The sequence below is a fragment of the Altererythrobacter sp. C41 genome (assembly GCF_016803135.1).
In the GTDB taxonomy this organism is placed as follows: Bacteria; Pseudomonadota; Alphaproteobacteria; order Sphingomonadales; family Sphingomonadaceae; genus Pelagerythrobacter.
On the sequence record NZ_JAEVFE010000002.1, the window covers coordinates 58,425 to 75,965 of the forward strand.

The following is a 17,541-nucleotide window of genomic DNA, read 5'->3' on the forward strand; positions in this document are numbered from 1 at the left end:
TCGCTCCCCTCCTCTAAAAAGGAGGGGGTTAGGAGAAGACGATGACCGAGACCAAAACCCGCCAACGCCCCGCCGCCGTCGCGCTGACGCCGGCCGCCGAGCAGCGTGTTGCCGAACTGATGGCCAAGGCGCCCGAAGGCGCGATCGGCGTCAAGCTCTCGACCCCGCGCCGGGGCTGCTCGGGCCTCGCCTATTCGGTCGACTACGTGACCGAGGAACAGGCGTTCGACGAGAAGATCGAAACGCCGGGCGGCACGTTCTACATCGACGGCGCGAGCGTGCTCTACCTCGTCGGCAGCGTGATGGACTGGCGCGAGGACGATTTCACCGCCGGCTTCGTGTTCGAAAACCCCAACGCCAAGGGCGCGTGCGGCTGCGGCGAGAGCTTCATGGTTTAACCTCGCCGGCGGGCGCGCCAGACCCGGAAGAGCACACCGGGCGCGGCGAGCACCGGGTGTCGTTCGCGCCAGGGGGTGATCGCCACGGGAACGCCCGTGTGCCGTTCGATCTTCCATGCCGCGTAGCGCGCGGCCCCGTCGAAGGTCGTGCTCGCCTTGACCAGCCGCGCGAGATTGAGAGGCTTGCCGAAACGCCGCCGGCGCGCCCACCAGCTCAGGATGCGCCGCCGCGCGGTGGTCGAGAGGCGCGGGGCGAGCCGCTCCCCGTCGCGCGCGAAGGGGATGCCCTGCGCCTCCCAGGCGAGTGGCAGCAGGCCCTCGAAATGGGCGGCGTTGACCGAGAGGATCGAATCCTCCCGCCCAGGCTTCTCGACCCGGAACTCGGCCTGATAGGTCGCGCGGAACAGCGCGCGCCAGTAATCCCCCGCGGTGCCGCTCTCCGGGCCGAGCGCCGCAGCAAGCCGTGCCGCGGTCTGCGCCGCGCCGGCGATTGCGGAAACGACGCGCGGGCGCCATTCCTCGGTCGCCAGCCAGACCAGCGCGCTCGGCTGCACGAAGCGGGCCCAGATCGTCGTATCCCGGCTCTCACCCTCGGCCGCCCGAACGAACGTCGCGAAGGCCATCCGCGCGACTTTCGCGCGCAGCACATGCCCTTCGTGCTCCCATTCGTGATAGCTCACGCGCGGCCAGATGCGCTCCGCCTGGCTGCCGGGTAGCAGGAGATAGAAGTCGAGCACGCCCTCGAGCTCGCCCGTACGCAGGTTCGATCCGTAGAACAGGGCCGCCGCAGCGTCGGCCTCCTCCGCCAAGCGGGCGGCGAAAGCAGCGACCGCGGGGTGAACTGCCGCCTCGAGCCCTTCCCCGATCCGCTGCTCCAGCGCTTCGATCACGGGACGACGAAGCGCAGCTCGGGGCCGCTCGTCAGCCGGTAGCGTCCGGCGGGGAAGGCCTCGCCGTCGAGGATGATCTCGTCGCCCACCGCGATCTCGATCGGATCGGCTGCGACGCGGTGGAAGCCCTGCTCGCGCAGCCGCTCCGATCCGTGCCCGCGGATGATCGCCGGCATCTGCAGCAGGAGCGCGCGCGCGGGGTGGTCGAGGACTGCGAGCTTGAGCCCTTCGCGCGGCTCGCCGAACGGGTTGAGACCGGCGGGAAACCGCTCGAGCGTGGAGGCGAGCACGAAATGGCGCCGTGCCGGGTCGCCGGCCGGAACATGCGGCAGCGCGCGGCCTTCAGGACCGATTGTCAGCTCCATCGGGACGCCGCGGCGCCAGCGGTTGTTGTCGCTGCCGAGCAGGGCCTGGAGAATGCCCCAGCCTGCGGTCACGCCCACAGCGAGGCTGTCGAACGCCCCCAACCGGTGCGCGTCCTGCCCCGCGCGGATGCCGAGTGTGTAGGCACCGGCGCCGAAGATGAAGCCGAGCATCGGCGGTGCGGCGCGGTCGAGCGCATCGACGCGGACCGGCCGGCGGGCCACGCGGCGCCCGGCGGCGAAGGCGGCGATCGCGGCCCCGATCGTCCACCGGGGCGGCGCGCCGAGGTCGACGTTGAGGGCATTCGTCTTGCCCTTGGGCAGAACGGCCACGTCCGGCCAGTTCTCCCCGAACACGTCCAGTCCGGCGGTAAGCACGTCGCGCACCGTGCCGTCACCGCCGTTGATCACGAGGTAATCGATCCCGCGTGCGGCGAAGCGGGCCAGCTCATCCTTCAGGCGGGCGGTGTCCGGCGGCTGGGCGACGAAGATGTTGGCCTTCACCCCGAGGTTCAGGTCCTGCCCCTTGTTGCGATGGCTGCGCGGGTTGTAGATCACGCCGACCGACGGCCCGGCCGCGGCAATGCGCACGTCGGGCGCGGGCAGTTTTGCGTCGACGGGAGTCATGGGGGCGCCTTAGCCGGATAGTGGGGCGCGGACCTAGACATTTTCGCTTCGTCGGGCCGATCCGCTCCTGTATCCTCGGCCCATGCTCCATCCCGACCTGCTCGACTCCGCCCGCGCGCTGTCCGACCGCATCGTCACCCTGCGCCGCGCGATCCATGCCGAGCCCGAGCTCGGGCTGCACACTCCGATGACGATGGCGAAAGTGCGCGCCGCGCTTGCCCATCTGCCGCTCGAATGGCGCGAGGGTTCGTCTACGACAGGGCAGGTCGCGGTGCTGAAGGGTGCGCAGGCCGGGCGGCGGGTGCTGCTGCGCGGCGACATGGACGCCCTGCCGATGCGCGAGGAGACCGGGCTCGACTTCGCTTCCGCCATCGACGGGCGGATGCACGCCTGCGGACACGACACGCACACCGCGATGCTCGCCGGCGCGGCCGAGTTGCTCGCGGCCCGGCAGGGCGAGCTGGCCGGCGAAGTGCTGTTCATGTTCCAGCCGGGCGAGGAAGGCTTCCACGGCGCGCGCTTCATGCTGGAGGACGGGCTGCTGGGCGGCAATGCGCACGGTCCGCTGCCCGAGGCGGCCTTCGCGCTCCATATCATGCCCAACGCGCCGCACGGGGTGCTCGCCGGCCGCGCGGGGCCGCTGATGGCCGCGGCGGACCAGTTCGACGTCGTGGTGACCGGCCAGGGCGGCCATGCCTCGATGCCGCACGACGCGCGCGATCCCGTGCCTGCCGCCTGCGAGATCGTCGGCGCGCTGCAGGCGATGGTTACGCGCCGCTTCAACGCCGCCGACGCGGTGGTCGTCACCGTGACCCAGCTCCAGGCCGGCACCGCGCACAACGTCATCCCCGACCACGCGAGTCTGCGGGGCACCATCCGCACGCTGTCGCCCCGCCATCGCGCGGCCGTGCGCGAGGCGATGGAAGCGGTCGTGCGCGGCGTGGCCCAGGCGCACGGGGTGGAGGCCGAGTTGACCGTGACCGAGGGCTTCCCCGTTACCGTCTGCGACGAACGTGCAGTCGCGCTCGGCCGCGAGCTCGTTCACGGAGCGCTGGGCGAGAGCTCGTGGCGCGAACTGCCGGCGCCGATCATGGGTGCGGAGGACTTCGCCTACGTGCTGGAGAAAGTGCCGGGCGCCATGTTCTTCCTCGGCGTCGCGCCCGAAGGGGAGGACTGGCGCCAGTGCTGCGGCATCCACTCACCGCGCATGATCGTCGACGAGAGCGCGCTGCCGCGCGGGACCGCGATGCTCGCCGGCTGTGCCCTGCGCTTCTTGGAACGCGGGTTCGCCTGAGCCAGACGGCTACCGGCCGCGAGGAACGTACGGCTTGGGCTGTGCCGGGGCATCGCTTTCGTTCGGCTGTTCCAGAACTTTTCGAAGTAGAGTGACCATCGCGGTTCGTCCGCGCTCGGACAGGCTCACGATGACGCGCCGATGATCGAGCGGATCGGGAAGCCGTTCGATCAGCGCTTCGTCTTCCAGCCGGTCGATCAGCCGCATCGCCGAGGTCGCCGTCGTACCGGAGACCAGCATGAGCTGCTTGACGTAGACGATGCCGCCCTCCTCGCCGTTGACGAACAGCTCGAGCAGTATGTCCCAGGCGTAGTCCTTCACCAGGCCGGGCGGAATGTGCTTGTCCACTTCCTTGCGGAGACGGATCATGTGACGGGCGCAATCGACGAGCTCTCGTTCGAAAATCGTCCGGCCCTGACCTGCCTGCGCAAGGGATTCGACCGTCCGCCGCGAGGTGGGTGTCGGGCCGGCATGAAGGGGGATGATCCTGCTCTTCGAACTTTTCATGATGATTTGTGTCAAATGCCCCGAAACAGTATTTAACAATTCGACTTCTAAGTGATCGATCCTTCTTTTGCCGATGCTATATCGGAAACCAACTTGTGCATAGCAGTGCTATGTGAACCTTTGAAAAGAACTGCGTCCCCATTTTTCAGATCATCTAGTAAAGAACTTCTTAAGCTTTGAAGATCCGAGGGGCGACTCGCGCGGATTTCTTCAGGGAGCTCCAACCAGAATTCGTCATACAGCGGACCGAGTGCATAGACCCGGTCGATGGGCTGCCGTGCCACGGCGGCGGCGAGCCGCGTGTGATACAAGCCGGCATCGGGGCCCAGTTCGGCCATTTCGCCCAGCACGGCGATGCGGCGTGCCGCGCCGGTCTTGGTGCCGAGCAGTGCCAGTGCGGCTTCCATTGAGCCGGGATTGGCGTTGTAGGCCTCGTCGAGGACGAGCACTCGCCGCCCCTCGATCTCGGCTTCGAATTCCCGGCCGCGGCCCTCCAGCGGGGCGAAGGTCGCCAGCCGCGACAGCGCCGGTTCGAGATCGCGGCCGAGCGCCCACAGCGCCGCGAGAACCGCCAGTGCGTTCAGCGCCATGTGTTCCCCCGCCGCGCTCAGCGCAAAGGCGACGTTGCGACGGCCGATGCGTGCCTCTGCGATGCGGGACGACGGGTCGTAGCCGATCAGCCTGACCTCGCATTCCGGCGTTCGGCCATAGTTGATCGCGCGCAGGCCGCGGCTTCGGGCGGCCATGTGGACCCGGGCCCATTCGGCCATCTCCCGGTTGAGAACCGCCACGCCGCCGGGGCGCATGCCTTCGAAGATCGCGCTCTTTCGCCGGGCGATCGTCGCGAGATCGCGGTGGTATTCGAGGTGCGCTGGCAGGATGTTGGTGAAGATCGCCACGTCCGGCCGGGTCAGCCGAGAATTCTGCGCCATCCGCCCGATCGCCAGCTCCAGCGCGACATGCGGCACATCCCAGGGGATCGACGCGAGGTTCCAGGCGATCCCGTGCGGCAGGTTGGCGTTGTGGCGCGTCGTCCCGACCGCGCCGTAGCCTTCCATGGCATGCGCCAGCATCGCGACCGTGCTCGTCTTCCCGGCACTGCCGGTGACGCCGACCACCTTCCCGCGCATCCGCTGGCGCGCGTACGCACCGAGATCCAGAATGGCCGTGCCGACATCATCCACCAGGAGCGAGGGGGCAGCAGTATGGCCGAGTTGCGCCGCATCGCTGCCGATGAACGCCGCGGCGCGGCTTTCGAGAGCAGGAACCTGTCTCTCCGGAACGCCGCGCTGCGCCCCCTCCGGCGGGCGAAGCGTGACCATGTCGCCTTCCCTGAACGTCGGCAGGAAGACGCACAGCCCGCCGGTCGACCAGTTTTCGGGCGGGCGCTTCAGCCATTTTCCGCCCGTGGCCTTCTCGACATCCGGCGCCGTCCAGTGACGCCGCCCTTTCTCCGCGGGAGGGCGATGGACGGCGCCGTCTTTCCCGTCGCGCGCCAGCAGGTAGCGGCGATAGGCGGCGAGGCCCGAAAGGTAGTGCTCCACATCGTCGATCCGGATGCGGAAGGCGTGGTGGCGGATGAAGAAGCTGCCCGCGATCTTTTCCGGCCGGGCGAAGAACATCGCCAGCTCGGGCCAGAAATGGCCGTTGAGCAGGTAATGCGCGCGGAAGTCGAGCGCCCGGTAGAAGCGCGCCAGGTCGATACCGTCGAGCAGGTGCTGCCGCTCGGGATCGGCGCGCAGCCGGGCGACCATGCTCTCGGCCGCGGTCATCAGTTCCAGCAGCGTCGGGAACGTCGTGATCCGCTCGAGGACGAAGCCGAGATGGCTGCGGAAGTTGTCGAGCCCGAAGCGGAAGTAGCGTTCCTCGGGCCGGTAGCGGGTCAGCTCGTTGACGGCGTAGCTGAGCCAGTGGTCGTGCGCCTTCCAGTGTTCCTGGTCGATGAAGTATGCGAACGCTCGCTCCACTGCAGACAGCCAGCGTTCCGCGCCCGTGGCCTCGTAGAGCCGCATGAGCGCGAAGGCCGCCTCGCCATCGTAGTAGATGATCCGGAAGCGCTCTTTCTCGTTCAGCGAGGGATAGGCGAGCACGTGGGAGAACGATCCGGCGGCCGGGTTCTGCATGTGCAGGATTCCCGCGCCCAGCCGCTCGGCAAGCGCGAGGCTTCCGGCGGTTCCCGTCAGCGCATGGTGCTTGAGCAGCGCGAGGATCGCCACCGCGTTCCCGCCTAGCTTGATCTCGCTCCCGACGTCGACGAGGAACGCCGCTTCCTCCCCGGACGGCAGCGGCGCAGTCCGAATGAGCTCGCCGGTCAGATAGCTCAGGGCCCGCCCAATCGCCTGTTCCAGGCCGTCGTCGTGCGTGACCTCCCACGCTTCGAGCATGGCGTAGACCGTGCTCGCATGGCGCAGCGCGTTGTAGGCCCGGATCGGGCGATCGAAGCACGGGTGCCAGCCGTAGTGAAAGCGCCCGTCGCGGAGAACCTGCGTGGCGAGATAGGCGCTGCCCGCATCGACGAGCTGCTCGCCATCCTCCGGCCGCAGAGCGCGCGCCGTGCGCCGCCCGGCATCGAGACCCGCGCCCGAAAGCTCGTGGACCTGCAGATCGTCGCCGACGAACGCGCCTCTGGTCGTGAACAGCCAGACCGGATCGTCGTCACCGAACGCAAGCTCCGTCAGCCCGTGGCGCTTTTCGGCATAGATGCGGAAGTTCTTCTCGTTGAGCACGGCCGCCGCATCCCGGTTTCCGCCGTAGAGCATCGCGTTGGCGTTGATTTCGGTCTCGAGGAACGCGTGCTCGAAGCCGGGATCGAGCGCGATACCGAGGCGGAAGTAATTGCGCTTGATGGTGCGTAGCGCGGCCTTGAGCTCGCTCCAGGTCCGGCGCTCCACCGCATCGACCCAGTCGAGCCGCAGCCAGCGAACCGCAGCCCCGCTTGCCGCGATCCGCTCGATACCGGCCCGCCAGGCCTCTTCGGCGGTGTCCCCGCTCGCGGTCACGGTCGCCGCTCGCCGGGTTCCGTCGGTGAAGGAAAAGAACAGGATCGTGCGCGCCTGCCCTTCGACCTGCACGGATGGGACCTGCACCAGACAGGGGCGGAGGCGATCGAGGCGGGTTTGCAGCCGGTCCGTCACCGTTCGCGCAGCGCCTCCTGCGCCCGGTTGATCGGCTTCATCAGATATTGCAGCACCGTCTTCTGTCCGGTGTGGACGTCGACGGTGGTGATCATCCCGGGCACGATCGGGAAGCTCTCGCCGGCATCGTTGACCAGCGCGTTGGACGTCGTGCGGATGAAGACCCGGTAGTAATAGACTTCCGGGTTCACCTCGTCCTGGATCGTGTCGGGCGAGATCGTCGCGACTTCGCCTTCGAGGCCGCCGTAGATCGAATAGTCGTAGGCGGTGACTTTCACCGTCGCCCTCTGCCCTGGGTGGATGAACGCAATGTCGCGCGGCGACATACGCGCCTCGATCATGAGCTGGTCCTCCAGCGGAATGATCTCCATCAGCCGCCCGTTGGGCGGGATCACGCCGCCCACGGTCGAGACCTCCATGCTCTTGACGATCCCCTTGACCGGGGAGCGGAGCGTCAGCCGACTCAGGGTGTCGGAACGCCCGCGCATAACCGGGGCAAGCGCCTCGACCTGCTCGTTCGCTTCGGAGAGCTGCTGGCGCGCCTCGACCAGATATTGCGAGCGCAGGTCCGCCTTCTTCAGCTCGAGCTCGGAGAGCTGGCGCCGCAGCCGGATCACCTCGACATTGCTCGCTGCGCCGACCTCGATCAGCGATTCGCCGATCGCGACTTCGCGGCGGATCAGCGCGATCGACTGGTCGATGAGCCGGACCGACTCGTTCAGGCTGCGACGCCGCGTCTCGTAGAGGCGGGTTTCCGTGCGGACGAGGTCCGGAAACTCGTCCAGCTCGCCTGGAAATGCGAGCGCCGTCTGATTGACTTCCGCCTGTAGGCGGGCCGACGCCGCCAAAGCCGCCCGGTACTTCGCAGCGCTTTCCTCGAACGTCGAGCTCGCCTGCGTCGGATCGAGCTGCGCCAGGATCTGCCCGGCCTCGACCAGATCGTCCTGCTTGACGTACAGCTTGGCGACGATCCCGCCTTCGAGCGATTCGATGACCTGCTCGCGCATCGTCGGTACGACCCGCCCGCTGCCGGTCGCCACTTCGTCGAGCGTGGCGAACCACGCCCAGAGGACGGCGGCGGCAAACAGTGCGCCGAGCGTCCAGACGAGACGGCTGGAGAGCTTCAGGCGGGGATCGGTCTCCTCCCCGAACAGCCAGTCCTCGCTTGCGGCCTGCGCGGTCATGCGGCCTTGCCCTTCCCTTGCATCGTCGCGAGCGCGGCATGCTTGGGCTGGTCCAGCTTGATCGCGCCGTTGTGGATCACGACGATCCGCTCGACCAGCTCCAGCACCCGCATGCGGTGCGTGGCGATAATCACGGTGCGGCCCTTGCTCCAGTCCGCGAAGCGCTCGATGAAATGCCGCTCGGTCGCCTCGTCCATCGCCGCGGTGGGCTCATCGAGCAGGACGACCGAGGGTTCGCGCAGCAGCAGCCGCGCGAGAAGCAGGGCCTGCGTCTGTCCGCCAGAAAGGCCCAGGCCCCCTTCCAGGATCATGTAGTCCAGCCCCGACTGCGTCCGGCGCACGAATTCGTCGGCGCCGACCATCTCCAGCATCGCTGCGATCTGCAGGTCGGACGCGTTCGGCGCGCCCATCGTCAGATTGTCACGCAAGGTCCCGTGAAACAGGCGGCTGTTCTGGCTGAGCAGACCGATGTCACGCCGTACGTCGGCCGGATCGATCTGCTGCAGTGCGAGATCGTCGACCAGCACTTCGCCCGCGTTCGGCGGCAGCAGCCCGGAAAGCGCCTGCAGCAGAGTCGACTTGCCGGCCCCGTTGCGGCCGAGCAGCGCGATCTTCTCGCCCGCGGCGATGTCCAGTTCCGGCACGGCCAGCGCGGGCGGCGCATTGGCGTCTCCGTAAGTGAAGACGGCCGAACGGAGGCTGAAAGTGCCCCGTATCGCCGGAATGTGGAGCCGCTGCCCGTGCTCGGGATTGTCGACCGGCAGCGCCATGATCTGATCGACGCCCTGAATACCGACTTTCGCCTGCTGCAGCCGGTTCAGAACCTGCGTCACCTGCGAGATCGGGGCCATCATGCGCGAGCCCAGGATCGACGCGCCGACGAGCGCGCCCGTGGTCATGTCGCCAGCGATCACCAGCGGCGCGCCGCAGAACACGATCGTGGCATAGACGCCGTTCTGCACGTTCTGCGCCCAGGCGGTCAGCCCGTTGGTGAGGCCACGGAGCTTGAGCTGCGCTTCGCCCGCCACGGCGTTGAAATGGTTCCATCGCTGCTGCAGCGGATCTTCGGCCTGGAGCGTCTTCACGTCCTCGATCCGCTGGACTGCCTCCACCAGCATCGCGTTGCGCAGGGAGGATTCGCGCATCGCCTCGGTCGCGTAGGCGCGCAGCTTCCGCTGGGCGAGCCAGCCGGGCACGAGCAGCAGCACCATCGCGCCGAGCGGGACCAGCGCGAGCGGCCCGGCAATGAACCAGAACGCCGCCAGGAACAGGATGAAGAATGGAATGTCGGCGATCGCGGCCACGGTCGTCGATGTCAGCAGTTCGCGCACCTGTTCGAGATCGCGGAGCTGGGCGATGAACGTGCCGGTGGAGGCGGGGCGGTCGCTGTTCCGCACCCGCAAGGCATGGCCGAACACGCGGTCGGAGATGCGTAGATCCGCCCGCCGCCCCAGCACGTCGATGATATTGGTGCGCAGCTTGGTCAGCAGGAAGCTGAAGCCGATCGCCAGCAGCACGCCGATGAACAGGACGTAGAGCGTCGGAAACGATTCCGCCGGCACGACGCGGTCGTAGACCTGCATCGAGAACAGCACGCCGGCCAGCGCGAGCGTGTTCGTCACCAGCGAGGCGACGATGACGCTGGCGTAGGAGCGGCGGTCCTTCAGCAGGATGCGCCGCAGCCAGTGCTCCCCGTAAGGCCGAATGTAGGTATCGACCCGCGCGTCCGGGATGGCGCCGGCGGGGCGCGGGACGACGAAGCTCTCGCTGGCCTCGACGAGCTCGGCCAGCTCCATGCGCTGCTGCAGGCCGGCTTCGCCTGCGACAGCCAGGCTGACCTCCCCGGAAGCTCCGACGGCGGTGATCACGGCGAGATCGCCGCCATGCATCCGAACGATGATCGGCAGGCGCCAGCTCGTCAGCGACAGCGAGGCCGGGTCGGCGAAGTGGACCTGCAATCCCGCATGCCGTGCGAGCACGCGGATGCGCTCCTCGTCGCCCCTGGCGTGCAGCCAGCGATCGGACAGCCGGGCCGTCTCGGTCGACACCGGCAGGCCGTATTGGCGGGCGACGAGATGAAAGGCCTCGATCCAGGCCTGCGGGCGGAAATCCGCATCGGGGGCGGCCCTGACCGTCACAGGACGGTCCCGCCGACCGTGGTTCCGGCGAGCCCGAAGGCCTCGCGCGCGGTTCCGGAATTGACCAGGCAGTCGACCTGCAGGCGGCGCAGGTCGTGCTGTGTGTTCGCCCTGTCGAAGCGGACCTGATGCAGTTCCTGCTCCGCGTTGAGCAGGTCGACCAGCGTCTTGGTGCCCATCTCCAGGTATTGCAGGCGGTAGAGCTTGCCGGTCTCGCGCATGCTCGCCTCGCGGAAGGCGAGCGTGTCGAGCACGCGGCCGAAGCTTGCCACCTGGCGCTGCGCCTCGCTCAGCGTGCGGCTCACGTCGTTGCGGATGCGCGCTTCCGCCGCGTCGGCGGCGCCCAGCGCGTGGGAAGCGCCGCGGATGCGCGCGCGGTTCGCCCCGCCGTTGTAGAGCGAGGTCGAGACGTTGATCCCGAAATTGTACTCTTCACGGCCCCCGAAGGGATCGTGGATGTCGGTCGCGCCGCCCGCGCCGAGCGAAACGGTGGGCATGCTTTCGGCCCGGCTGCGCTCCAGGTCGGCAAGCGCCTGGTCGCGCTCGGCCCGAACCTCGCGGATCGCCGGAATCGTTTCCCAGTCCGGCTCCCCTTGCGCGCAGGACTGCATGAAGCCTTCGGGCAGCTCGGACGACACCGCGGGCGCCTCCCCGCGGCCGAGCAGGTGGGCGAGGGTCGTCTGCCAGCGCAAGTGTTCGGCCTCGATCTCCTCGATCGTCGCGTGGGCCGCCTGCACGCGTGCGTCGGCCTGCAGCACATCGGCCTTCGTCGCCGCGCCTTCATTGAAGCGGTGCTGCACGAGATCGCTGATGCCGCGCACGCTTTCGAGCTGGTCGAGAGCGATCTGCCGTAGCGCTTCGGTGCGCTGGAGCTCGATGACGGAGTAGCTGGTGTCCCGGATCAGCCCATCTACCGCGAGCAGGAGCTGCGCTTCGCCGATCGCGACGCCGGCCTCGGCCGTGTCGACCGAGCTGCGCACTTTCCCGAAGTCGTAGAGCATCTGCGAGACCGAGACGTTGGCGCGAGGGCGCCAGCGGCTCTGGCCGATATTGTCGTAACCCGTGCCGACACCCGCGTTGATCTGCGGCAGATAGCCGGCTTCGGCGACGTCGATCTCCTCGGCCCGCGAATCGAGCCGCGCCTCCGCTTCGACCACGGAGGGGTGCCAGGCGACCGCCTCGCGCGCGACACGGTCGATCATGAGGGGCGCCGGACTGTCAGGAGGTGAAGCCGCCAGGTACGACGGTAGACAGAGTCCGCAGGCCCATCCGACTGCAACAAGCCACCCATTCCCCCGCTTCACCCGATCACACGTCACACATTCTCACTCGTACTGCGCCAACAAGGGCCCGCACCGATTCGGCGCGGGCCCCGTGAGAATACAGGCAGTTAGACAACCGAAAGGTTACTGCCGTCGAGCTCGTCCCGTGGATCGGCGCCGAGGTAGCCGAGCGGATCCTGCATGGGATCCGAGACCGCCTGCACGAGCGCGATCTCTTCCGCCGGCTCGGTGGCCGAGGGCATCGGCGCATCCTCGCCGCTTTCGGAGAGATAGCGGTTGAGCACTTCCTCGAGCGTGCCCTGCCCTTCGAGCAGGTCAAACTCGGGGAAGCCGGTCTCGCCGGTTGCCGCGAGGTTCTCGCTGCCATCGGCGCCCGCCAGATCCAGCGGGATGGCGTCGGCCGCGAACATGCTCATGAAGGCGGCCGCCCCCGCTTCGGGCACGCCGGCGCCCGAAGGCTCGACGGTTACTTCGAGCGTGCCCTCTTCCACCTCGCCCGACGGAAGCGTGACCTGATAGGCGAAGGTATCGACCCCCGGTTCGGTCAGATGCGCCGTCGTGTTGGGCGTGTAGGTGTAAGTGCCGTCGGCGTTGACCTCCAGCGATCCGTAGGTGCCCTGGATGGTCACCGGAGTGCCGCTGGCCACTTCGGTGAAGGTCACCCCATCGGCCGAGATCGACAGCGGCGGGTCCACGTCGCCGAGGAAGTCGTTCGCGAACAGATCGCCTTCGGCCGGGAAAGTCTGGCCGACGAGGAAGCTGTCCAGATGGGTGACCGTCGAGCTCACGTCGATGTTGACGCCGCCGGCCACCGCGACCGCGCCGAAGTTGACGTCGGCACGGATCCGGTACTCGCCCGCCGGAACGTCGGGAACGAGGATGTCGCCGGTACCGCCGCTGCCCAGCAGGCTCAGCAGTTGGTCGCCGCTGTAGCTCGCGTAGGTGGACCAGGTGTTGGTCGCCGTGTCGAGCATCTCGACGAAGACCGTGACGCCGCCGCCCACGCCGATGAGACTGCCGGCATTGACGGTGAGCGACAGGTCCTGCGTGGTGTCGGCAGCGACGAGGAAGCTGTCGCTGACGAGGTCGCCGGTCGCGCCGATGGGCGCACCCAGCAGCACGGCGGTCCACGCGTAGTCCACCGCATCGGGCATCGGATCGCCCGTGGTCACCTCGTACTCGTATTCGATCCCGGCTTGCGCGGTATCGTCGGCTACCCGTTCGCCGGCGACCTCGACCGTGAGGGTCGCTTCGACCGAACTGGTGCCGTCCGAGATGGTGTAGGTGAACACGTCGGACAGCCCGAGCGATGCAGGGTCGCCATTGGCCGTGTAGCTGTAGGAGCCGTCGGCATTGATGACGAGCGTGCCGTAGGCCCCCTCGATCGTCGCACTGCCGCCGGTGAGCGTCTGGACCTCGCCGGTACCGTTCTCGACCTGCGTGACGGTCGTGCCGGGAACCGCGCTGTCTTCGCCCGCTTCTCCGCCTGCGGCGCCGTCGGGATCGATGACATTCCCGGTGACCGGCGTGCCGGCACCCGAGAAGCTGTGCTCGGTAACGGTTGCCGTGACGGAGGTGTCCTGGATGACCGTCAGCGTGTTGCTGAGCAGCGCCTCCGTGACCGCGCCGAGGACCGCATCGAGGGATGCGCCCAGACCCAGAGCGTTGAGGCCGTCGGTCAGGACTTCCACCAGCTCACCCGCACCGAGGTCGGTGGTGGTCTGGAGCACCGGCTCCAGCAGGTTCCGCACGACCGTTCCCAGCGGAAGTCCGATCCCGGGCAGGATCTCGCCGTTCAGCGCCGTCTCGACCGCATCCAGAACGAGGGCCTCGTTCTCCGTCCCAAGGACCACGCCACCTTCGCCCAGTTCCTCGAGCGACAGGCCGTTGCCGTCGGTGTCGAGCAGGCTGCCCAAGGTGCTCTCGCCCTTGCGGACCACGATCGTGTAGTCGCCCGGCTCGAGCCCGGTCACATTGGCGACCAGCCGGTTGTCGCCGGTGACCCCGAGCACGCCCAGTCCGGCCACGTCGCCGAGCAGCGGATCGTTGCCGGTGGTCAGGACCCGGACCAGCTCGCCCGCCGCGTCGTAGATCTCGACGTTGAAGGCGTCCGCCACCGCGAGCAGCGCCGTCTGGCTGACCTCGATCGCGATCTCGCCCGACGATCCTTCGGCGATCGAGACCGCGATGCTGTTGGTATCGTTGCCATCGTCGAGCAGGCCGAGGACCTGCAGGTTCTCATCGCTCACGGGGGCCTGGGTGACCGAGTCCCTGGTTCCCAGGTCCGCGGTGGCCGTGTCGTTCACCGCCAGGAGAGCGGCGACCGTCACGGCACCGAGCTGGGCGCTGGGTCCGGTGTTGCCGGCCGCGTCGGTCTGGCGGACCTGCACCTCACCGGCGGCATATTCGCCGACCGGAAGCTCGAAGCTCGTGCCGGCGCCGGCCGTCCAGCTCGTGCCGCCGTCGATCGAGTATTCCCAGGCCGCGCCCGTCTCGACACCGCTGATCCCGACCGTGCCGTCGCTGGTGACGCCGTCGCCGTCGACACCGGTGTCGGTTTCGATAGCCACACCGAGCGCCGCCGGCGGCGTGAGGTCCGGTGCCCCGGCAGTGGCCGGCGCGGACTCGTTGCCGGCTTCGTCGGTGGCGGTGACCAGCAGGTCCTCTCCGCCGACCTGCGCCGGGATCGTCACGCTGTAGTTGCCGTCGGTTCCGACCGTTCCGGTCCCCAGCTCGGTCGTGCCGTCAGGGGCATAGACGGTGATCGTCGCTCCGACCTCGCCCGTGCCGGTCACGGTGGTGCCGGTCGCATCGTCCACGTCCGCGGTCGGAGCTGCGGGCGGCGTGTTGTCCGGTGCTCCGGCAGTGGCGGGTGCTGACTCGTTGCCGGCTTCATCGGTGGCGGTGACCAGCAGGTCCTCACCGTTGACCTGCGCCGGGATCGTCACGCTGTAGTTGCCGTCGGTTCCGACCGTTCCGGTCCCCAGCTCGGTCGTGCCGTCAGGGGCATAGACGGTGATCGTCGCGCCGACCTCGCCCGTACCTGTCACGGTGGTGCCGGTCGCATCGTCCACGTCCGCGGTCGGCGCGGCGGGCGGCGTAAGATCAGGTGCCTCGGCAGTGGTTGGCGCGGACTCGTTGCCGGCCTCGTCGGTGGCGGTGACCAGCAGGTCCTCGCCATTGATCTGCGCCGGGATCGTTACGCTGTAGTTGCCGTCGGTTCCGACCGTTCCGGTCCCCAGCTCGGTCGTGCCGTCGGGAGCGTAGACGGTGATCGTCGCCCCGACCTCACCCGTACCGGTGACGGTGGTGCCGGTCGCATCATCCACGTCCGCGGTCGGCGCAACAGGCGGCGTGGTGTCGGCTTCGACCAGGCCGATCGTCAGCGTAGCCGTATCGCTGCTTCCGTCGGGATTCACCAGACGGTAGGTGAACACCTCCGCCTCGCCCACACCCACAGCCTCGTCGTTCGGCGTGTAGGTGTAGCTTCCGTCCGCATTGATGACGAGCGTGCCGTATTCGCCGGCGACGACGAGACCGTCGGTCACGGCAGCGAAGGTACCGTCGCCGGTATCGATCTCCAGCACCGCCTCGCCCGCGTCCACGTCGTTCGCGAGCACGTTGCCGCTCACCGGATCGCCGTCGACCGTAGTGGTTTGGAACTCGGCGTCGAGGGTGAGTGTGATGCCCAGCGAGAGCAGGCCGCCCCCCTCGTAGACCACGCGATAGTTCCCGGGGGGAAGATCGTCGGCCGTGACCTGGACCTGGTTGTCGGCAAGGACGTCTAGCGTGAGCAGGTCGAGCAGGCCGCCGCCCGACGTGCTGGCGACATCCGCGAACGAGCCGTCGGGCTGCTCCACCTGTAGAGTGAACTCGATGTCGGAAAGCACGGTCGCGAGGCTGTCCGCGGTCAGTGTGAACACGGTATCGGTCTCCGCGCCGGCGGCGACCGTGAAGTCGTAGGTCTCGCTGAAGGTTCCGACCGCCAAGGCGTAGGTCGTGCTCTCGCTGTCGGTCGTCGTCTCGACGGTCAGCGGGAACTCTACGCTGGCCGTATCATCGATGGCGTCAGCGTCGGCATCCGCGTCGGCGTCCGCATCGGCATCAGCATCAGCATCCGCGTCGGCGTCGGCGTCGGCGTCTGCATCCGCATCCGCATCAGCGTCTGCATCCGCATCAGCGTCGGCATCCGCGTCGGCGTCCGCGTCTGCATCCGCGTCAGCGTCTGCATCCGCATCTGCGTCAGCGTCAGCGTCAGCGTCAGCGTCGGCATCTGCATCCGCGTCTGCATCGGCGTCAGCGTCGGCATCCGCGTCCGCATCGGCGTCTGCATCGGCGTCTGCATCCGCATCCGCATCAGCGTCCGCGTCTGCATCCGCATCAGCGTCGGCATCCGCGTCGGCGTCGGCATCTGCATCCGCATCAGCGTCAGCGTCGGCATCTGCATCCGCGTCTGCATCCGCGTCGGCATCCGCGTCTGCATCGGCGTCTGCATCGGCGTCAGCGTCTGCATCCGCGTCCGCATCGGCGTCTGCATCCGCATCAGCGTCGGCATCCGCGTCTGCGTCCGCATCGGCATCAGCATCCGCGTCGGCGTCGGCGTCGGCGTCGGCGTCTGCATCCGCGTCTGCGTCTGCATCAGCATCCGCGTCGGCGTCGGCGTCTGCATCCGCATCCGCATCAGCGTCAGCGTCGGCATCTGCATCCGCATCAGCATCTGCGTCCGCATCGGCATCAGCATCAGCATCAGCATCCGCGTCGGCGTCGGCGTCTGCATCCGCGTCTGCATCGGCGTCCGCATCAGCGTCGGCATCCGCGTCGGCGTCCGCATCGGCGTCAGCGTCGGCATCCGCGTCCGCATCCGTATCATCAGGGCCGTCGCTGCCACCGCCTCCTCCGGCAGCTGCTGCGATTCCAGCGGCTCCAAGCAGGCCGACCAGCGGCAGGATCATTCCGGCGCCGGCGCCCGATGCGCCGGCCGATTCCGCGGCGACCTGGGTGAACAGATCGCCCACTTCACCGAGTTCGTAGAACTGCACGCCGTCTCCGGGCCGGGCGACCCACATGGAGCCGTCGGCCTCTTCGAGCACGACTTCGCTGTAATCGTCGGTCAGCGCGTAGAAATTCGCGATGCGGATGACTTCGCCGGACTTGAGGCGGATCAGGAGGTCGTCGCCCTCGCGCTCTAGGCTGGCGATGTCGGCGCGTTCAAGCTGCAGCTTGACGATGCTCGGGCCGGTGAGGTCGATTGCGTCGAGTGAAACCGTGCGGCTCACGCCCGTAGCCTTGTCGTAAACTTCCGCGGCCATGTTCAACTCCCCTGTTTCCCCACTGGAGGCAGACTAAAAATAGTCATTTAAATGAAACGAGCGGTTAGCCGCGTAAAACTAACGTCTTACGCGCAACTATAGCCATTTCTTATAATTACGATCTATCTGTTGGGGATTATATAGGCAACTGGCGACGCCGAGGTCGTTCCGTTTCCGGAATAGTTACTTTCTTACACTCTGTGTGTCGTGGATTTTTCGTGCGGTGAAGTGTGGCGCACTGTCGATGAGCCGCTGTCCTACTGGGCACGAAAGATCATCGCCTGCCGGCTTGGACGCGGCGTTCCGGCGGGAATCGAAACCCGACCCATGCGCCGAGTCGGGGTTTTTCGGGGTCAGCCGGTTAGGTGGCTGCCTGCATCGCTCGCTCACTCCGCTGTCGGCGGCGAAAGAATTG

At 67.8% G+C, this 17,541-nt stretch carries 10 protein-coding genes; 2 read left to right on the forward strand and 8 right to left on the reverse strand.

All coding sequences use genetic code 11. The annotated features are described in order from the left end of the window. Nucleotides 1-41: 41 nt before the first annotated feature. Nucleotides 42-398 (forward strand): HesB/IscA family protein, encoded by a 357-nt coding sequence (locus JNO53_RS04230; protein WP_203108018.1) that lies wholly within the window; start codon nt 42-44, stop codon nt 396-398. Here the strand turns inward: JNO53_RS04230 and JNO53_RS04235 are convergent. Further along, nucleotides 395-1,288 (reverse strand): hypothetical protein, encoded by an 894-nt coding sequence (locus JNO53_RS04235; RefSeq protein WP_203108020.1) that lies wholly within the window; start codon nt 1,286-1,288, stop codon nt 395-397. The genes JNO53_RS04230 and JNO53_RS04235 overlap by 4 nt on opposite strands. Continuing rightward, nucleotides 1,285-2,277, reverse strand: a complete 993-nt coding sequence (locus JNO53_RS04240) for a diacylglycerol kinase family protein (RefSeq protein ID WP_203108023.1) — start codon at nt 2,275-2,277, stop codon at nt 1,285-1,287. The genes JNO53_RS04235 and JNO53_RS04240 overlap by 4 nt, the downstream gene beginning before the upstream one ends. Before the next feature lie 82 nt (nt 2,278-2,359). On the opposite strand from JNO53_RS04240, the gene JNO53_RS04245 reads away from it, so the two are divergent. Continuing rightward, on the forward strand, nt 2,360-3,571 hold the full coding sequence (locus JNO53_RS04245) for a M20 metallopeptidase family protein (RefSeq protein WP_203108025.1): 1,212 nt from the start codon (nt 2,360-2,362) through the stop codon (nt 3,569-3,571). 9 nt (nt 3,572-3,580) lie between these two features. Here the strand turns inward: JNO53_RS04245 and JNO53_RS04250 are convergent, their stop codons facing one another. The 6 genes from JNO53_RS04250 to JNO53_RS04275 all read right to left on the reverse strand — a co-directional run bounded on the left by JNO53_RS04250 (nt 3,581) and on the right by JNO53_RS04275 (nt 17,126). Continuing rightward, entirely contained in the window at nt 3,581-3,940 is a 360-nt protein-coding gene (locus JNO53_RS04250; protein ID WP_203108027.1) for a MarR family winged helix-turn-helix transcriptional regulator, read from the reverse strand. A gap of 185 nt (nt 3,941-4,125) precedes the next feature. Beyond that, a complete protein-coding gene (locus JNO53_RS04255) occupies nt 4,126-7,212 on the reverse strand; it encodes a Mur ligase family protein (protein ID WP_203108029.1) in 3,087 nt (1,028 codons plus the stop codon). Continuing rightward, on the reverse strand, nt 7,209-8,396 hold the full coding sequence (locus JNO53_RS04260) for an HlyD family type I secretion periplasmic adaptor subunit (protein WP_203108031.1): 1,188 nt from the start codon (nt 8,394-8,396) through the stop codon (nt 7,209-7,211). Before JNO53_RS04260 ends, JNO53_RS04255 begins: the two co-directional genes overlap by 4 nt. Then, the gene (locus JNO53_RS04265; protein WP_203108033.1) at nt 8,393-10,534 is read right to left on the reverse strand and encodes a type I secretion system permease/ATPase; all 2,142 of its coding nucleotides are present in this window, start codon (nt 10,532-10,534) and stop codon (nt 8,393-8,395) included. Before JNO53_RS04265 ends, JNO53_RS04260 begins: the two co-directional genes overlap by 4 nt. Next, nucleotides 10,531-11,736 carry a TolC family protein gene (locus tag JNO53_RS04270; protein ID WP_203108035.1) on the reverse strand — a complete coding sequence of 402 codons (1,206 nt, stop codon included), beginning with the start codon at nt 11,734-11,736 and terminating at the stop codon, nt 10,531-10,533. Before JNO53_RS04270 ends, JNO53_RS04265 begins: the two co-directional genes overlap by 4 nt. Before the next feature lie 188 nt (nt 11,737-11,924). Then, a complete protein-coding gene (locus tag JNO53_RS04275) occupies nt 11,925-17,126 on the reverse strand; it encodes a BapA/Bap/LapF family large adhesin (protein ID WP_203108037.1) in 5,202 nt (1,733 codons plus the stop codon). Between the last annotated feature and the right edge of the window lie 415 nt (nt 17,127-17,541).